The 15,522-nt window shown below is 64.3% G+C and carries 10 protein-coding genes and 7 pseudogenes; 12 read left to right on the top strand and 5 right to left on the bottom strand.

Features of this window, described 5'->3' with window-relative positions; translation table 11 throughout:
* Nucleotides 1-80: 80 nt before the first annotated feature.
* Nucleotides 81-760 (bottom strand): annotated as a pseudogene (locus ACFW47_RS35045) (hypothetical protein).
* A 117-nt stretch (nt 761-877) separates the two neighbouring features.
* Here ACFW47_RS35045 and tpg point away from each other — a divergent pair.
* A pseudogene (tpg, locus tag ACFW47_RS35040) lies at nt 878-1,072 on the top strand (telomere-protecting terminal protein Tpg); the annotation flags it as partial.
* Nucleotides 1,073-1,163: 91 nt separating this feature from the next.
* Nucleotides 1,164-1,517, top strand: a pseudogene (locus ACFW47_RS35035) (transposase); the annotation flags it as partial.
* Nucleotides 1,518-1,688: 171 nt separating this feature from the next.
* Here ACFW47_RS35035 and ACFW47_RS35030 read toward each other — a convergent pair.
* A complete protein-coding gene (locus ACFW47_RS35030) occupies nt 1,689-2,864 on the bottom strand; it encodes an SMI1/KNR4 family protein (RefSeq protein WP_386308273.1) in 1,176 nt (391 codons plus the stop codon).
* Between the two features lie 232 nt (nt 2,865-3,096).
* Between ACFW47_RS35030 and ACFW47_RS35025 the strand changes: the two genes are divergently transcribed.
* The 7 genes from ACFW47_RS35025 (at nt 3,097) to ACFW47_RS34995 (ending at nt 11,662) form a co-directional block, all read left to right on the top strand.
* The gene (locus tag ACFW47_RS35025; RefSeq protein WP_386308272.1) at nt 3,097-3,351 is read left to right on the top strand and encodes a hypothetical protein; all 255 of its coding nucleotides are present in this window, start codon (nt 3,097-3,099) and stop codon (nt 3,349-3,351) included.
* Nucleotides 3,348-3,722 carry a PIN domain-containing protein gene (locus tag ACFW47_RS35020; protein WP_386308271.1) on the top strand — a complete coding sequence of 125 codons (375 nt, stop codon included), beginning with the start codon at nt 3,348-3,350 and terminating at the stop codon, nt 3,720-3,722. The genes ACFW47_RS35025 and ACFW47_RS35020 overlap by 4 nt, the downstream gene beginning before the upstream one ends.
* 661 nt (nt 3,723-4,383) lie before the next feature.
* A complete protein-coding gene (locus ACFW47_RS35015; RefSeq protein WP_386308270.1) occupies nt 4,384-4,878 on the top strand; it encodes a hypothetical protein in 495 nt (164 codons plus the stop codon).
* 30 nt (nt 4,879-4,908) lie between these two features.
* A complete protein-coding gene (locus ACFW47_RS35010; protein ID WP_386308269.1) occupies nt 4,909-5,799 on the top strand; it encodes a hypothetical protein in 891 nt (296 codons plus the stop codon).
* Between the two features lie 494 nt (nt 5,800-6,293).
* On the top strand, nt 6,294-6,677 hold the full coding sequence (locus tag ACFW47_RS35005; RefSeq protein WP_386308268.1) for a hypothetical protein: 384 nt from the start codon (nt 6,294-6,296) through the stop codon (nt 6,675-6,677).
* A 20-nt stretch (nt 6,678-6,697) separates the two neighbouring features.
* Nucleotides 6,698-7,186: a hypothetical protein gene (locus ACFW47_RS35000; protein WP_386308267.1), complete on the top strand. Its 489-nt coding sequence runs from the start codon at nt 6,698-6,700 to the stop codon at nt 7,184-7,186.
* A 45-nt stretch (nt 7,187-7,231) separates the two neighbouring features.
* Nucleotides 7,232-11,662, top strand: coding sequence for a hypothetical protein (locus ACFW47_RS34995; protein ID WP_386308266.1), 4,431 nt, complete (start codon nt 7,232-7,234; stop codon nt 11,660-11,662).
* Between the two features lie 53 nt (nt 11,663-11,715).
* Here the strand turns inward: ACFW47_RS34995 and ACFW47_RS34990 are convergent, their stop codons facing one another.
* The gene (locus ACFW47_RS34990; protein WP_386308265.1) at nt 11,716-12,333 is read right to left on the bottom strand and encodes an SMI1/KNR4 family protein; all 618 of its coding nucleotides are present in this window, start codon (nt 12,331-12,333) and stop codon (nt 11,716-11,718) included.
* Between the two features lie 437 nt (nt 12,334-12,770).
* Here ACFW47_RS34990 and ACFW47_RS34985 point away from each other — a divergent pair.
* Both ACFW47_RS34985 and ACFW47_RS34980 read left to right on the top strand, forming a co-directional pair.
* Nucleotides 12,771-12,876 (top strand): annotated as a pseudogene (locus ACFW47_RS34985) (IS5/IS1182 family transposase); the annotation flags it as partial.
* A gap of 74 nt (nt 12,877-12,950) precedes the next feature.
* Nucleotides 12,951-14,072, top strand: a pseudogene (locus ACFW47_RS34980) (IS630 family transposase).
* A 28-nt stretch (nt 14,073-14,100) separates the two neighbouring features.
* Here ACFW47_RS34980 and ACFW47_RS34975 read toward each other — a convergent pair.
* Together ACFW47_RS34975 and ACFW47_RS34970 are read right to left on the bottom strand one after the other, a co-directional pair.
* Nucleotides 14,101-14,418 carry an Imm51 family immunity protein gene (locus ACFW47_RS34975; protein WP_107478562.1) on the bottom strand — a complete coding sequence of 106 codons (318 nt, stop codon included), beginning with the start codon at nt 14,416-14,418 and terminating at the stop codon, nt 14,101-14,103.
* 86 nt (nt 14,419-14,504) lie between these two features.
* Nucleotides 14,505-15,230, bottom strand: a pseudogene (locus tag ACFW47_RS34970) (IS110 family transposase); the annotation flags it as partial.
* Between the two features lie 198 nt (nt 15,231-15,428).
* Between ACFW47_RS34970 and ACFW47_RS34965 the strand changes: the two are divergent.
* A pseudogene (locus tag ACFW47_RS34965) lies at nt 15,429-15,522 on the top strand (transposase); the annotation flags it as partial.

The raw sequence follows: 15,522 nt of genomic DNA, 5'->3' as shown, positions 1-15,522 counted from the left end.
ACGACCGGCTCCTCCACCGACTCGTGCTCGCTGATGGTCTCGCTCACTTCAGGCGTCTCCTTGATCATCGGATCCGCCGTCTATTGGACACTCCCGTGAATGAAGACCGGGTCATCGAGACGGGAGTCGGTGACACGGGCGCGCACATCGGTGAGGAGCCATTTCACCAGCTCGGCGGTGGCGTGGTACTCGCTGTCGAACCCCATGCTCAGGTTGGTGATCTCGTATTCGAACAGGACGTCGACCATCAGGTCCGCCAAGTGCGCGTCGGCGGCCGGTGTCCGGGTGGCGGTCCATATGTTCAGCCAGGGGCACAGGCTGTCGGTGGCGACGGTGACGAGGCTGAGGGTGTCCCTGATGGGCACTGGGCTGGGGTGGGTGTGCAATGTGACCTGCCACCATGCGGTCCAGACGTTGCGAAGAGCGTCGGCCAGGGGCGCGTCCCAGGTTCTCCAGCCCGCCTCGACCAGCCGGGTGGCGATCAGCTCCTCGGAGATGTCGAACTGACCGGCGACAAGGGGACGGATGATGCGTGGGACGAGACGGCGGTAGAGGCGCGGGAAGTCGTCCCAGTGGCTGGGCACCTCTCCGGCGGCCGCGGACACCATGTCGTCGGGTATGAGGTGCAGCGGTCCGGAGAGCTCGGCGAGTCCTCCTCGCCGTAGCAGTACGTGCAGCCTCCGACGGAGAACGGCTCTTCAGAGGCGAAGGCACGATCCAGTGCATCGAGGGCTGTCATGAGCTGCTGATGGTGTGACATGGCGACCCGCCGGGGGACTCCGTCCGGGTGACCGGCAAAGATCGCAGGCTATCAGGCTGTGCCGGAGCTGATGCTGCGGACTGAACACCACTACCCGACTACAACTCGAAAATCTCAGTAACCGTCGCCCTGCCCCCGCAGTACGCCGCGCGCCTCTTCGACGCCCAGGAGCAGGGTGCCAGCGATGCCCGGCTCCAGAAGATCGCGGCCGAAGCGCTTAAGGAGGTGTACTTCCAGGACAACGGCCGCCGCGCCGGTTCCCTGGAGGAGGTCCGCTTCACGGACATCGAACACCTTGAGTTCGACCTTTAGAGCTCGTAACAAAATCTTGTCGGGGTGCCCTGATCGGACGTAACCGATGTGATGATCTGGCCGTTCGTGTCGTGTGACGACTCGGCCGTGGATTGTGGATGACGACTTGTGGGTGCGGATCGAACCACTGCTGCCGCCTTGGCCAGAGCGGTCCCCAGGCCCGAGGCCGGTGCCGGACCGGCTGTGTTTGCAGGGCATCTTGTACGTCCTGCACCAGGACATCGCCTGGCAACTTCTGCCCATAGAGCTGGGGTTCGGCTCTGGACAGACCTGCTGGCGGCGCTTGAACCGCTGGCAGAAGGCCGGGGTCTTCGAGCGGTTACACCGTCTCCTGCTCGCTGAGCTGAACACGGCCGGCGAGCTCGACCGGAGTCGCGCATGCGTGGACGGCTCCTACGTCCGCGCGAAAAAGGGGGTGCCGCGACCGCCCGTCGCCGGTCGACCGCCGGAAGACGGGCAGCAAACTGGGCGGCCAATCAGTCAGAGCCACAACCACGGCATGAGCGCTCCTAGCCACACCCAGGCCCCCGGGTCTCCCGATCGTACGAAGGACCGGAATCAACCCGCCAGAAAGGTAAGGAACGCTTCATCTGGCGAGCCTCGCCAGGTGAGGCGCTTACGCGGAACCGGAGCCCCTGGGCTCAGTCCTGGTTTGGGCGTACTGAGCTGCGTACCAGCTGGAGTCGACGGCGGGGTTGCGCAGGGTCCCCCAGAATTGTTCGTCGGGTATCGGTGGCAGTGGCGGTCGGCCCAGGTCTGCATGCAGGTCAGAACGCCAGTCGACCGTAAGGCGCCTGCGGAGGCCCGCGCTCTCATACACAGACCTGTAAGGCGAGCCCCAGATCCCGTGTGCCAATTTCTCCGCAGCCCACCTGCGGGTGTCGTCTCGGTGGGCGTTCGCCTGCACGAGCACCGTGCGTAGTCGCAGGGCCAACGGGTCGGTCTGGTCCGGCCGTGCGGGGACTTCACCCCGTTCCAACGCGTCCAGGGCTGACTTGACCTCCGGGTACTTGCTGAGGCCCGTTTCGACCGCTAGTCTGCGCAGTTGCTTCCGAGCGGCCTCGGCCACCCGCTCCCGCGGCAGGACCGCGAGCAGTGCACCCAGTTCCTCCAGTCCGTCCAGATAGATCGCATGGAGGGGGGCGGTGGGACTGCAGGAGAGGTCCAGCTCCGGTAGCTGCTCATCCGGTGAGGGAAGAGGATCGTCGGCACTGCCCCACTCCGGGTGGGTAGGCATAGCCCACTCCCAGAGCAGCCGGCCGTTGAAGGTAACGGCACCAGCATCCCGGCCTTGCTCGAGCTGGCCAGCCAGCTCTGCCAGATACCCACCAAGTGAGTCGGCCTCCCCGAAACTGGTGCCGGTCTCGTCGAAGAACCGTCCGATCGCGCCGCAGGAGCCCCGCCCAGAACGGCAATCGATCATGAGACCGTCCGCCGTTACCCCATACGAACCGAACTTCACGTAGCCGTGATGCCAGTAGCCTTCGGCCTCCTCCTCGTCAAGGCCGTCGGCGACGTTGCGCATGAACTCGGTGTCCTCGAGGATCCCACTCACCCCAAGTAGCCGGTCGTGCGTGCTGAACCGGAAAGCCTCTGGTCCGTCCAGCGCCCCGTTGTGCTGGAGCAGTGAAGCAATCAGGTCCGGAGGAAAGGTGATGCCCAGTTCCTCCTGTGCTGCCGCAATCTCCTCATCTCCCGCAGGCGGCAGGAGCGTGGCGAAAGTGCGAGGCGCGTGCTCGCGCAGCCACGCGTCGATGCGGCTCCATGAATCCTGGACCAGGTCTGCTGTCATAGGGCTGACCCTAGAGTCAGCCACTGACAGCTCGATCATCGCTCACCGGCGCTGACCGCCGCGCTTGCGTTCCGTCCGGCCGATTCGAGTGTGACCCACGTCCCGGCTCACCACACCGTCGGCACCCCACGCTCCAATCGCCAACTCAGCCGCTCACTCGCCGCGAAGCGCCCAGTCACAGATGACTCGAGCTCTCTGGCCCAGCGATTCTACCGGCGGTAGAATCGCTGGTATGAGTAAGCCGACGAGTATCAAGACCAGCGAGGAAGTACGCGATCGGCTGCGTGTCCTCGCCGAGGAGCGCGGCACCACCATCACCGAGCTGCTGGAGGAGCTCGCCACGCGTGAGCTCACGGAGGTCGAGCGGGAGCAGCGTGCTGCCGAGGCGGCCCGTGAGCTGGGGATTGAGTACACCGAGCAGGTTCAGCAGGTCGGACAGGACGCCTGGGCGAGAATCCGCGCTCATCAGGGCGGCGCCGCCGCATGAACCTGACGGCCGTCTTGGACCACACGGCTCTGGCCGCCCTGTACCGCGCGGACTCCTTCTTCACGGGCCTCTACATCGAGGCCTCGCGCGGCACCGGCCGCGTCATCATCCCCTCCCTGTCCGTGCTCGCTGCCGAACGGCAGGTTGCGGGCGCCGGCCAGCTCGCGGCATCCCTACGGTTCGCGGAGAACGTTCCATTCACCGCGGCGCACGCAGTGGACGCGATGGACTGGACAAACGTGGACTGGCCGGTGGCCCACGCTGCTGCGATCGCCTGGCACGCGGTGAAGGCGGGGGAGCCGCTGACGGTCCTGTCGCTGGAACCCGAACTGTACGCGGGTACCGGCATCACCCCGCTGAACCCCACATAAACGAGGAGAGCCAGAGGACGGACCTTGCCGACGCAGGCGAGATGGACCTTCTTGATCAGTCCGCCCCGGGACCAGCCGAGGCGTGATCGTCCGGTTCGTCCAGCCGACAGATCCCCCTTTTCCGGTCGCCCTCCGCAATCAGCGCAGGCGGGGCTGCCTGCAGTAGCGCGTTCCGGAAGTCTGACCTCCAGATATGTTCGTCGATGTCGCCTGTCACTTCCACCTCATGGCCGAAACAGCCCTGCTCGCATCTCTGGCTACAGGGCATGTGGCGTGGTGGCGGCACTATGCGCTACTTCCGCCACTGGCTTACCACCCCACAGCGTGACGCGAAAGCGTCATCCGATCGCTTCCTATGTGTCGCCTTTGAGTACCTTGTGGCTCTATTGATTCACGCACGTTCTACATATGCTCTGCACCGATCGTGGCCAGGCAAGTGTTAACGGAGGGGGTGGTGATGGTGCGAGTCTGCTGCGTCGACGCACCCTCCCTTGGCCGCTGCAAGGAGGATGCCTCAGTCGGCCGGGGTGCGTCCGGTCTGACTGCGGGTGAGGATCCGCGATCTCGAAGCCGTGCTTCAGCAGAAGTGCCCGCGCGCAAAACCTGAGCGCAGCCCCTTTCGGGTCAAAACAGCTCATTGACGGTCAAGGAGAGTGGCGGTATGTCTACAAGATCCAAGCGCTTAGCGTTGTCGGGCGTCTGCGCGGCTGTGGCCCTGGCACTGTCCACGCCAGGTTCCGCCCATGCGGGCAGCGGCGATGACGCCAACCTCCACAGCATGGAGGCATGTCAGGAGTGGCCCTCAAGCTCTGCCTTCAAATTCCACATCTACTACAACTCCGGGCTGAACGGCTCGTGGCGGAACATCGGCTACTCAGTGTGGGACTTCAATGCCGTGAGGCCCGGCGGGAGTGACCCGGGCGCGTACCCGCTCAGGTTCTGTCAAATCGGTGCCAGCAGCCCGTGGCCCGGATCTGGGCAGAGAATTAAGAACAATGCGGCGTCGGCCGAGAACGATCACTACAAGTACATTGCCAATGTGCATTACAACAGTGGCTACAAGGGCCCGGCGGATGTCATGGGCCCCGGACAGAGCATCGCTCAATTCCGGAACGTCTACAACGAAAACGCATCGTTCGAGTGGACATCGTCCTGACAAGAGCGGCCGGGCCGGCAGGAGAGTGACATGAGTCAGCAGAAGAACAAGAAGACCACCTTAATCGCGGTCCCGGTCCTTGCCGCCGCGACCGTCGGAGTCGTGGCATTTGCCGCGACATTGCCTGACAGTTCCCAGGAGTCCCGGGGCCCCGCCAGCGCGCCGCAGCAGGCGGTCGCCAAAGCCACGATGGGCGATCCTGACGACCCGGCCACCTGGAAACTGCCCATCGAGGCATACCTGCCGACTCGAGCAGAGCACAGGCTTGTGTCCAGCAGCCGGGATGAAGTGATCGACGCTTGCATGGCTGACGCCGGCTACCCGGAGTGGACACCGGCCCCCGATCTGCCAGCGCTCGGAGGGAAAACACTGACCGACTGGCGCTACGGCATCCACGACGCCGCGAAGGCCGCCGAGCGCGGCTACCACCCTGACGCCGAAGAGCAGAAGGCCTACGACGCGGCCATGGAAGAAGGTGCAGTCGACGAGTCAGGCGCCGACGAGGGTTCGCTGCGCAACTGTGTGACCCAGGCCGATGGCACGGCGCCAGCCCTTCCTGCCGACGACCTCGCGCAGCAGATCAGCGGTGACGCCTTCCGCCAGGCCGAACAGGACCCCCAGGTCGTCGCAGCATTCGCTCAGTGGTCGTCGTGCATGAAGGACAAGGGCTACGACTACGCCAAGCCCATGGATGCCAACGACGACCCTCAGTTCAACGATCCGTCCACGGTTACTGACGCGGAAATCGCCACGGCCAAGGCTGACGTCGCATGCCGGGACAAGTACCAGATCGAGAAGATCTGGTTCAACGCGGAAGCCAAACTGCAGCAGACCGCCATCGTTCAGCATGAGGACGAGCTCAACCGGGTGGCATCCGGCACCAAGACCATCGTTGCCATGGCGAAGGCGGCATCGCAGTAGCCCGGCAACAAGCAGCAAGGCCTCTTGTGCGGGGAGGGCCATGAGTCTCTCGGCAAGGCCACCTGGCTGGGCCCGCCGTCGGGACTCGAGCAGATAGCCGGCCATCGTCGGCCGTCATCTAAGCGTCATGAGTGACGGGTAGATGACGGCCGGTTCGCTGTGCCGCGCTCCCCCGTTCCGTTCACACGACGAAGGACTCCTCCCGTTGAGCGTGTCGAGATCATTCCGCACAGGGCTGGCCGGCCTCACCGCCGCAGCCGTTCCGACTGGGCTTATACAAGCCGTTGCTGTCGCCGACAGCGCCGATCCGAAACCCACACCGACAGCGGGAGGCGACAATGCGCCTGCGGAGACTTCGGCGGTGCCCGGTAGGCAACGGGCTCAAATCCTCGGAGAGGGCTGGAAGAGCCGCTGCAGCGAAGGCCGCGCCCGAGTCTCACAAGGGCAAGAAGATCCACGAAGGCGGCTGCAACCGCTGGGCCAGGAAGCAGATCGTGCAGCCCACCGACGAAGAACTTGCCTTCGTTTCGGAACTGAACGGTCAGAGCTTCACGCAGTCCATGGAGGACCCGGCGGTGAAGAAGGCGCTCACCGACTGGTCGCAGTGCATGACGGACGCCGGCTACGCCGGCCTGGCGACACCGTTCGAGGCGGCGGACTCGGTACCGCACGGCGAGGGGAAGGCGTCGCAGGAGGAGATCGCTGTCGCGCTGGCAGAGATCGACTGCAAGAAGAAGACCGGCCTGGTCGCCGTGTGGTTCGCCAAGGAAGTGAAGATCCAGAAGAAGCTGATCGCCCAGCACAAGGACAAGCTGAGCGATATTCGTACACGCAACAGCAGCGCAGTGACCGCCGCGAACGCGAAGCTGGCGCAGTAATGGCGGGCGCGGGACGCATCGTGGCCATCGTAGGAGTCGGTGCAGCACTTGTGGCCGGTGCCGTGTTCGGCGGAGTGTCACTCGCAGACAGCGCGAATGACGATCTCTCGCACGGCTTTCCCTCGCATCAGGCGACGGCTTCGCCGTCAGCCGAGGTGTTGACCGAAACGCTCACGGCAGACCAGCGAAAGCGGCTCGGTACCCGTGCTGCGGTGTCCGCGGACGGCAGTGTGAGTGTCTACGCGCCGGCCCGCGACGGGGACATGGTGACCTTCCCGGTCACCCTCACCAACCCGTCCGATGCGGCCCGCGTCGTCACTGCACACATCTGGATCCACGCCAGCCCGCACGGACAGCCCGTGGATCTCCATCAAGGGGCCGTCGACAGCGGCGGCCTCGTGGCCCCCGACGCCACCCTGCTGACCGAGATCAGCGTCCAGGGCGCTCACAGCATCCGCCTGGAAGACCTGGCGGTAGAGATCCGTCAGGCCGCCCAAGAGCCGGCCTGAGCGGACCGTTCATCACTACCCTCGAGGAAGAGTGTGAAGAGACCGATGCACCGGCTGCGTGTGCCGGTCATCGTCAGCATGGCAACCGCATTGACGCTGCCGCTGACGATGCCCGCACAGGCTGCCGACCCGACCAGCCCACCGAAGGGCGCAGCCCAGTACAAGGCGCCCGACACCGTGGACGTGGACAAGCCCGCGGCTGTCCCCTCCAAGAACCGGGCTGCTGCGCTGGGCAACGACTACAAGCAGTCCGACGACCGCGCGTTCACCACCTCCGGTGACGGCACCGGCTTCCACCTCTTGGTCGCAAACGAGGCCGACGGTTACGCCTGGAAGACCGCAGCGACCCTGTCCGAGCCCGGCTTCGAGGCCGACACCTGGATCGGCAACGCCTGTCTGACCGAGTCGGGCAAGCGTGCCGCGGTCGCCTACGCACCACGCACCTTCACCAATGAGCCCGAACTCATGGCCCGGGGCGCGTTCAGTGCCATCGTCGACCTCGAGTCCGGCAAGGTCACTAAACTGCCGTTCCAGGCGTCACTGGCCTACTTCAGCCCCGGCTGCGGCAGCGCTGAACAGGCCGTGTTCACTCAGCTGTCCTACGAGGACGACGCCAGACAACAGACCCGCCTGTTCAACGTGAACGCCGAAACCGGCAAGGCCGCGAAGCCTCTGACTTTCCCGGGTCAGGTCACTTCAGCCGTCCCGACGAAAGACGGCGTGGTCGCCGCGCACGGCAACTGGCTGGTCAAAGCAGGGACCAAGGGCAAGCTCACAGAGATCACCCACACCCGGTCCGTGCCGTTCCAGCTCACCGTTGACTCCGCCGGCGGTCTCACCTACATCGACCGCACCAAGGACAACAGCAGCAAGAAATCGCCCACGAGCTACGCCCAGCACCTGAACGCCGGCCAGCTCAACAAGCGCGACGCGACGGCGGACACGGTTGCCTCGGGCAAGCTCACCGACTGGGACCTCACCTCGTCGGCCAACGGCACCGTCTACATCACCGGCAAGGCCAAGAACAAGGGCGCCCTGCCGAAGAAGGTGAAGAACCCGGGCGGCATCGCCAAGGACGCCCGCCTTTCCAGCCACGGCCACGCCGCGGTCACCACCGCCTGGGCGGACGGCAAGGACACCCGCATCCGCCCCGAAGAAGCACTGACCGAGCGCACCGCACGCACCACCCTGCGCCTGCTGGAAACGAAGAAGACCGTCACTCTCGACGCCAGGCCGGGCAAGGACCGTCTCGGCGGGCAGACGTCCGAGAAGCAGGGGAAAGCGGCCTCGCCTGTTCTTCCGAAGCCCCGGAAGAACGCCAGGTCTCAGACGGAGCCCGGCGCGTCCGCAGCTGGCGACGGTGTCTCCACACAGACGGCACGTACACAGCTCCTCAGCTCTTCGCCGTCCGATCCGAGCGAGGACGTGTCCGAGCGGACCTGCAGCGTCGCCCGCAACGACGTGAAGAAGCAGGCCTTCCAGCCCACCCCCCGCCAGGTCGAGTGGGCGGTGGACCAGGCCGTCGTCGGCAGACTCAACCTCTACCGGCCGGCGAACTGGAAGAACACCGGCATGGCCGGCTACTCACCACAGAGCCTCTTCCCGCCCATCCTCCTCGAAGGCGACCCCAACGACCAGCTGGACTCCGAGGACGGCGACAACGACCGCTGGCACATCCCGTCCCAGATCCTCCTCGGCGTCACCGCCCAGGAGTCCAACATGTGGCAGGCCACCCGCTTCGCGGTGCCCGGAGTCACCGCCAACAGCCTCATCGGCAACTACTACGGCGTCGACTACGCCCCCGACGGCGAGCAGCAGGACCCATGGGCGATCCACTGGGCCGACGCCGACTGCGGATACGGCATCACCCAGGTCACCGACGGCATGCGCCTGCCCGGCCACGGCCAGCCGACCAAGACGGCCCTCCAGCAGGAAGCCGTCGCCCTCGACTACACGGCCAACATCGCCGCCGGCGCCCAGATCCTTTCGGAGAAGTGGAACCAGACCCGCAAGGCGGGAATGAAGGTCAACGACGGCCACCCGAAGTGGATCGAAAACTGGTTCTTCGCCCTGTGGGCCTACAACTCCGGCTTCTACCCCCAAGCAGAAGCGGACTCCTCCGGCCACTGGGGGGTCGGCTGGACCAACAACCCCGCCAACCCGCTGTGGAAGGCCAACCGGCTGCCGTTCCTGGAGAACTCACTCGGGGACGACAACTACGCCGACGCCGCACACCCGCAGGACTGGCCTTACCAGGAGAAGGTCATCGGCTGGGCAGCACGTCCCATCTCCGCCCTGTTCGCGCCCGGCGACATGCAGGCCGGATACCGCCCGGCCTGGTGGAACAGCAAGGCCTACCGCACGCAGGCCAAGCCGCCGATCGACCTGTTCTGCGACTCCTCCAACTCCTGCGATCCCGGCAAGATCGCCGATGGTGACTCCAACGATCCCGGCCAGGGCGCCTGCACTCTCGACGCGGGCGAGAGTGACACCAATCCCCACTGGCTGCACTGCTGGTGGAATCAGTCGGTGGAGTGGAAGAGCTGCGACGAACTGGCCCAGTGCGGCTACCAGGTGCATCGGTTCAACACCTCATACCCTGAGCAGCCCGACGCCAACTCCTACCCGCCGCGCTGCAGCAGCGGACTTCCCGACAACGCACTGATCGTGGACGACGTACCCAACGGAGTCACACCGGCCGGCTCCATGTCGCGAGGCTGCGGACCCGTACAGTCCGACGGTACGTTCACGCTGAACTACCACATGTGGAACGGCACCTACCCAGGCAAGATGGACACCCACCAGATTGGCGCCGGATACGGCAACCACTTCTGGTTCACCCACACCCGTCAGCCGGAATCCACGATGGGAACCGCCAACCGGATGCAGGTGACCGGTGTCTGGAAGCTCGGGCAGAAGGTTCCCGGCGAAGGCCAAGCCAAGGTCTACGCACACATCCCGGACCACGGGGCGCAGACCGGCGAGGCCGCTTACAAGATCAAGACGGCGTTCGGCACCAAGACAAAGAAGATATCTCAGGACGCCAACCAGTCGAATAAATGGGTCGACTTGGGCGCGTACCGCTTCAACGACATACTTCCCGAAGTCAGCCTGTCGAATTTCAATAGCGGCGGTACGGGTGACAAGGACATCGCCTTCGATGCCATCGCCTTCGTCCCTGGTGACTACTCCGGAATGACGAAGATCACATTCGGTGACCCTGACGTCAGCGCAGCGCAGCCGAGTAGCGTCACCACGCCTTCCGACATGACCCCGGAAGTGCCGACCCCTGGCATGCCGTCAGACCAGATCCAGAAGGCATTCTCAGACCCGAAGAACACATGGGTGAGCTGGTGTAGCGCAAAACCGTTCGGCGTAGGGGCCGCAACCAAGGTGTGGACCAACCGCTATGAAGGCTGCATCAAGGGGCAGTTCGGATTTATTAAAAGGGTAAACGGAAAGATTACCGGAACTGCAACCTTCGACTTCCAATACGAAATCAAGCTTCACCAGAACGAAAGCGGCTTCGCCAGCACCCTCAAAGTCATGCCCACCCTCATGACAGGCGAAGCCAGTACACTCCCCTTCTATCTCAGCGCCAGCGGCTCATGCAGCATCGACTGCACGAGAAACGGTCCTCGAACTCAAACCGGAAACCCACACTGGGACTGGTCGATCGGCGATCGTCACCTCTACTCCATGCAGCAGCTATGGAACTGGGGGCAAGGAAGGCAGTCCGACCTCATTGCCCTTAAGTGGGAGATGGACGGAACAATCGGCGGATTGTCCAACCCGGCTGATGCCGAAATATCGACCGGAGTGCCCGCGCAAATCCGATGCGACACGAAGGTCATGACTACGCCCGGATGCGTATTCGATCGGTACAAGCCGACGTACGTGATGAACTCTCAGAAGTTCCCTGCTGCGGCGGCGCACGCGTGGCTGGCTCAAGAGAAGCTGCCCGGGCACTTCGGAAGTAAAAAGCACAACTCACCCCTCACCTACCTCGGCCCCGACGTCATGTCACGTAACGACCCCGACAAGAAGCAGAGTAAGGCCAACCGGGACGTCATCTGCCCGGACTCCTGGAAGCGGAACCAGAACGTAACGCTCTCACCGGAGCTGGATGAAGGTGACCCCAAGAAACCTGACGTTCCCAGCTGTGACGAACTGGCATTCGCCGCGACGTACAATAGTGCGGGAATGCCGGCACTAGCTGGTGGATTCAATCCGGTAGACAGCGGTGACGAGTGTCTCACTACGTACGCCAAGAAGGGAAGCAACGGAGTCTGGCAGCTTCATCTGGATGCGCGCTACCCACTTCCGACGTGGAATGAGAAGTGTGCGCGCTCAACGATTTCCAACAATCAGAACACGCAGTCCATGCGGCCATTCGGTGGCTTCAGGAATCAGAACAGACTGATGGACAAGGATCAGTACTGGCTCGATCTGAACGGATACACTGGCTCCATCTAGTCTGAAGCGCGGTCGAGGCCAAGGAGCTGTGCCCCTTGGCCTCGATCCTCACGTCACCAGTGCAGGGTGCCTTCGCGTACAACAGGAAACTTCCCGGCGTATCCATCCCTTCGTCCCCAGGGTACGGTTCCCTCAAGTGCATCGGCCACGTTCGTCAGGTACGTACCGAGTGACGAAAAGGATGGCACCGTGTGGCCTACCTCGACAATGTCATCTTCCCCGTAACTGTACACAGGGCAGGCCGCACCTCCTTCAGAAGCGTCGAGGAACAGGCCATATTCTGAGTCGAATGCCTGGATAACTGGGATCCAGTTGTGAGCCCAGTACATGAATTCGTCCCCGGCGCATTTCATCTGGCGCTGGTATTCACGCTTCCCTGCATAGACCCCAGATATCATGTCAAGATCCATAAATGCATACCCTTGGGGAAGCGGTGAGAGGGTGGCGTAAGTTTCGCCTTCGCGCAGCGCCGTACTTCCGTTGTTCATTAGGAGCCACGTGCGCAACTCCAAGGGGAATCTAACGCCCATCCTCTTTTCTGCGGCCGTGATCTGCTCTTCCGTCGCCGGAAGATTCAAGGCCTCCGCGTGGACGGGGGTGTTGTATTCGAGCCAGCGAACAATCCGTGGCCAGGCATCCGCGACTCTGGCAGAGTCAAATTCGCTATTCATGAATGAGTTTCCCTTTCTGATGCGTCCAAGGCTGTCCAGCGAGACTCTATTGTTCTCGTGATCGGTCCGACGTTGCCGGTATGGCCGGAGGCCTGCGTTAGCCGCGATGCCGACAGGTCGGCAGACGGCTCGCACAGGCGCGGCTCCGGGTGATCATGGTGTGTCGAGTCCTCTGGCTGATGGCCACACGGGGTGCACCAACCTCTCTATCTCTCCCAGCGTGTGCGCCACTTCCGAAAAATCATGTATATCAACTTCATTCTGGTAGGAGTAGGGACGCTGATCGGTAGCCGATGTCTACTGTAGTTGGACCGACGCACTGAGCTCTTTGAGAGTGGCCACTGATCAGGTGACGGGATGAGGTTCCGCAACGCATGAGGCTCCTGTGCCGTTGAGAGAAGTGTTCGACGTCTCAACTCAACAGAGCAGGAGCCTCGTTGGTGCCCTATCCTGCGCACTCGACCTGCCGCACGCCCTGGTCGAGTGGGTTCCGTGCTCATCGTCACCCGTGAGGGGGGCCGCCGCTGCAAGCTCCCGCCCCACTAGTGCTGTGACCGCATAGGTTCGCCGGGTTGCTCGTTGTGCTGGTTGAGAGTCCAACCAGCAGGGGAGGCGGGGTGGCACCACCGGTCAAGGTCCGGAGGCTGACGGAGCAGGAGGGGCAGAAGCTTCAGCAGATCGTTCGGCGGGGCAGTACGAGCTCGGTGCGGTTTCGGCGGGCGATGATGCTGCTGGCCTCGGCCGGCGGTAGCACGGTCCCGGTGATCGCGCGGCTGGTCCAGGCGGACGAGGACACCGTCCGGGACGTGATCCACCGCTTCAACGAGATCGGGCTCGCATGCCTCAACCCTCAGTGGGCGGGAGGCCGTCCCCGCCTGCTGAGCAGTGACGACGAGGACTGCGTCATCCAGACGGCCACCACCCGGCCCACCGTGCTGGGCAAGCCCTTCACCCGCTGGTCCATCCGCAAACTGGTCGATCACCTGCGCAGGAACATAGCCCGGCCTGTCCGGATCGGTCGCGAGGCCCTGCGGTGCTTACTGGTACGCCGGGGGATCACTTTCCAGCGGACGAAGACCTGGAAGGAATCCCCAGACCCGGCCTTAGACGCCAAGCTGGAACGGATCGAGTACGCGGTCAACGAGCGTCCTGACCGCACGTTTGCCTTCGACGAGTTCGGGCCGCTGGGCATCCGCCCCACCGCTGGCTCCTGCTGGCAGAAGTAGGGCAGCCCCGACAGGCTGCCTGCCACCTACCGCCGCACTCACGGCATCACCTACTTCCACGGCTGCTACTCGGTCGGCGACGACAAGCTGTGGGGTGTCAACCGGCGTCGCAAGGGCATCGACCACACCTGGGCGGCCCTGCGGTCGATCCGGGCCGCCCGTCCTGACGGCGCCCCGATCTACGTGATCCTGGACAACCTCTCTGCCCACCTGAACTGGAAGATCCGCATGTGGGCGGCCAGGAACAAGGTCGAGCTGTGTTTCACACCCACCTACGCGTCCTGGGCCAACCCCATCGAGGCCCACTTCGGGCCACTGCGGCAGTTCACCCTCGCCAACTCCCGCCATCCGAACCACACCGTCCAGACCTGGGCCCTGCACGCCTACCTGCGCTGGCGCAGCCAGAACGCCCGCCACCCCGACGTCCTGGCCGCCCAACGCCGCGAACGCGCACGCGTGCGCAGCGAACGAGGTCTCCGCTGGGGCGGCAGGCCACTGCCGACCGCAGTCTGACCCCGCTCAACCCGGCGAAGTCACAGCGTTAATCGTCGAACTCGAAGCCCGAAGCCTCCGCACGGGCAATGATGTCGCGGACTGCCTCGGGGCTCGTGATGACGGATTCAACAGCCATCTTGAGTCGCGCGAGGTCGCTCGAACTGCCGACCGCGCAGAACATGCCAGCCTCGCTGTCGAAATCGACCTGCTCGGCAATATCGGGCCAGGCAAACCGCACGAGACCCTCCCAGAAGTACCCGTTCGGCTCGTGCCCGGCGGCAACTACTGCGGCATCGGCAGCCAGGCCGCCGGCATCCAACGTCAGCGAGTGCTCGCCATCGAAGTCATGGAGGTGGATGGTCACGGCGCGATCGTCTCACCCCAGCACGCGAACCGTTCGTCCGGTCCCTCACAACTCTCGAACCCGGTGAACCTATGCGGTCAAAGCACTAGGTCAGCGACGATTTGGGCGGCGACCTCCTCGCCGGGCAGCGCGGTCTGCTGGGTCCGGGCAGCCTCCAGAGCAGTGACCGCGACGGCGTCAGCGCTGCGCACGCCCCGGTTGGCCAGCCAGGCCGTGAGCCGGGCTCGGCCGCGGCGGCGGATCGCGGCGGGGGTCTGATAGCCGACCAACAGCGCCAGGGCACCTTTGTGAGCCGAGTAGTCGAAAGACCGTTCCAGAGCGGGAAAGACGCCGGTCAGGACATCGCGGAGACGGTTGATCATCCTCACCCTGTCTGCAACCAGGTCAGAGCGATGGGCGGTCAACAGGGCTAGTTCGGCCGCCAGGTGGGCGGGCACATCGATGGTCGCAAAGTCCCGGCGGTGCCGGGCGGTCTCGGCGATGATGTAGGCGTCACGGGCATCGGTTTTCGCCTCGCCCCCGTAGGCCCCAGCCATCCGGTTGACCGTGCGGCCGGGAACGTAGACGGCCTGCTGGCCGTGCGCCGCGAGCAGGGCCAGAAGTAGCGCGGAGGCCGTGCCGGAGATATCAACCGCCCAGCGGACCTCATCCGCCAGGTCCAGGATTTCGGCGAGCGCGCTCAGGATCGCCGACTCGTCATTGTCGATCTTCTTCGACCACAAGGTCGCCCCGGTCTCGTCGACCGCCGCAGCCCAGTGGTGGCCCTTACCCGCGTCGATGCCGGCCCAGACGCAGGCCCGTCGCTTGCTCACTTGCCCCTCCTCGTTCCACACGGCATGCCGTCGGCCCGAGGAACACCCCGCTGTCATCTCCGTAATCAGCGACCGAAGCGCACATCTCAATCAGCAGCCAGGGCGCCCCGGAGGGCCGGGCGGCCACTCCCACAGAGCCACTGCAGACAAGAACGCCTGTGCCACACCCAGCCCTCCCGGGCCACCCAACAACTTACGGAGAACGCGTGGGAGGAGTTCACCCCGTTCCTGCGGTTCGACACCGAGATCCGCCGGATCGTCTGCACAACGAACGCGATCGAGTCGGTGAACG

Source organism: Streptomyces sp. NPDC058796 (genome assembly GCF_042745235.1).
In the GTDB taxonomy this organism is placed as follows: Bacteria; Actinomycetota; Actinomycetes; order Streptomycetales; family Streptomycetaceae; genus Streptomyces.
Note: the sequence above shows the minus strand (reverse complement) of the source record. Positions and strands in the feature narration are given on the sequence as shown.

What these genes read in the sequence shown, in the direction of transcription:
- ACFW47_RS35030 (WP_386308273.1), bottom strand. Translation starts at nt 2,864, where the DNA reads ATGACAGCAGACCTGGTCCAGGATTCATGGAGCCGCATCGACGCGTGG.
- ACFW47_RS35025 (WP_386308272.1), top strand. Translation starts at nt 3,097, where the DNA reads ATGAGTAAGCCGACGAGTATCAAGACCAGCGAGGAAGTACGCGATCGG.
- ACFW47_RS35020 (WP_386308271.1), top strand. Translation starts at nt 3,348, where the DNA reads ATGAACCTGACGGCCGTCTTGGACCACACGGCTCTGGCCGCCCTGTAC.
- ACFW47_RS35015 (WP_386308270.1), top strand. Translation starts at nt 4,384, where the DNA reads ATGTCTACAAGATCCAAGCGCTTAGCGTTGTCGGGCGTCTGCGCGGCT.
- ACFW47_RS35010 (WP_386308269.1), top strand. Translation starts at nt 4,909, where the DNA reads ATGAGTCAGCAGAAGAACAAGAAGACCACCTTAATCGCGGTCCCGGTC.
- ACFW47_RS34995 (WP_386308266.1), top strand. Translation starts at nt 7,232, where the DNA reads ATGCACCGGCTGCGTGTGCCGGTCATCGTCAGCATGGCAACCGCATTG.
- ACFW47_RS34990 (WP_386308265.1), bottom strand. Translation starts at nt 12,333, where the DNA reads ATGAATAGCGAATTTGACTCTGCCAGAGTCGCGGATGCCTGGCCACGG.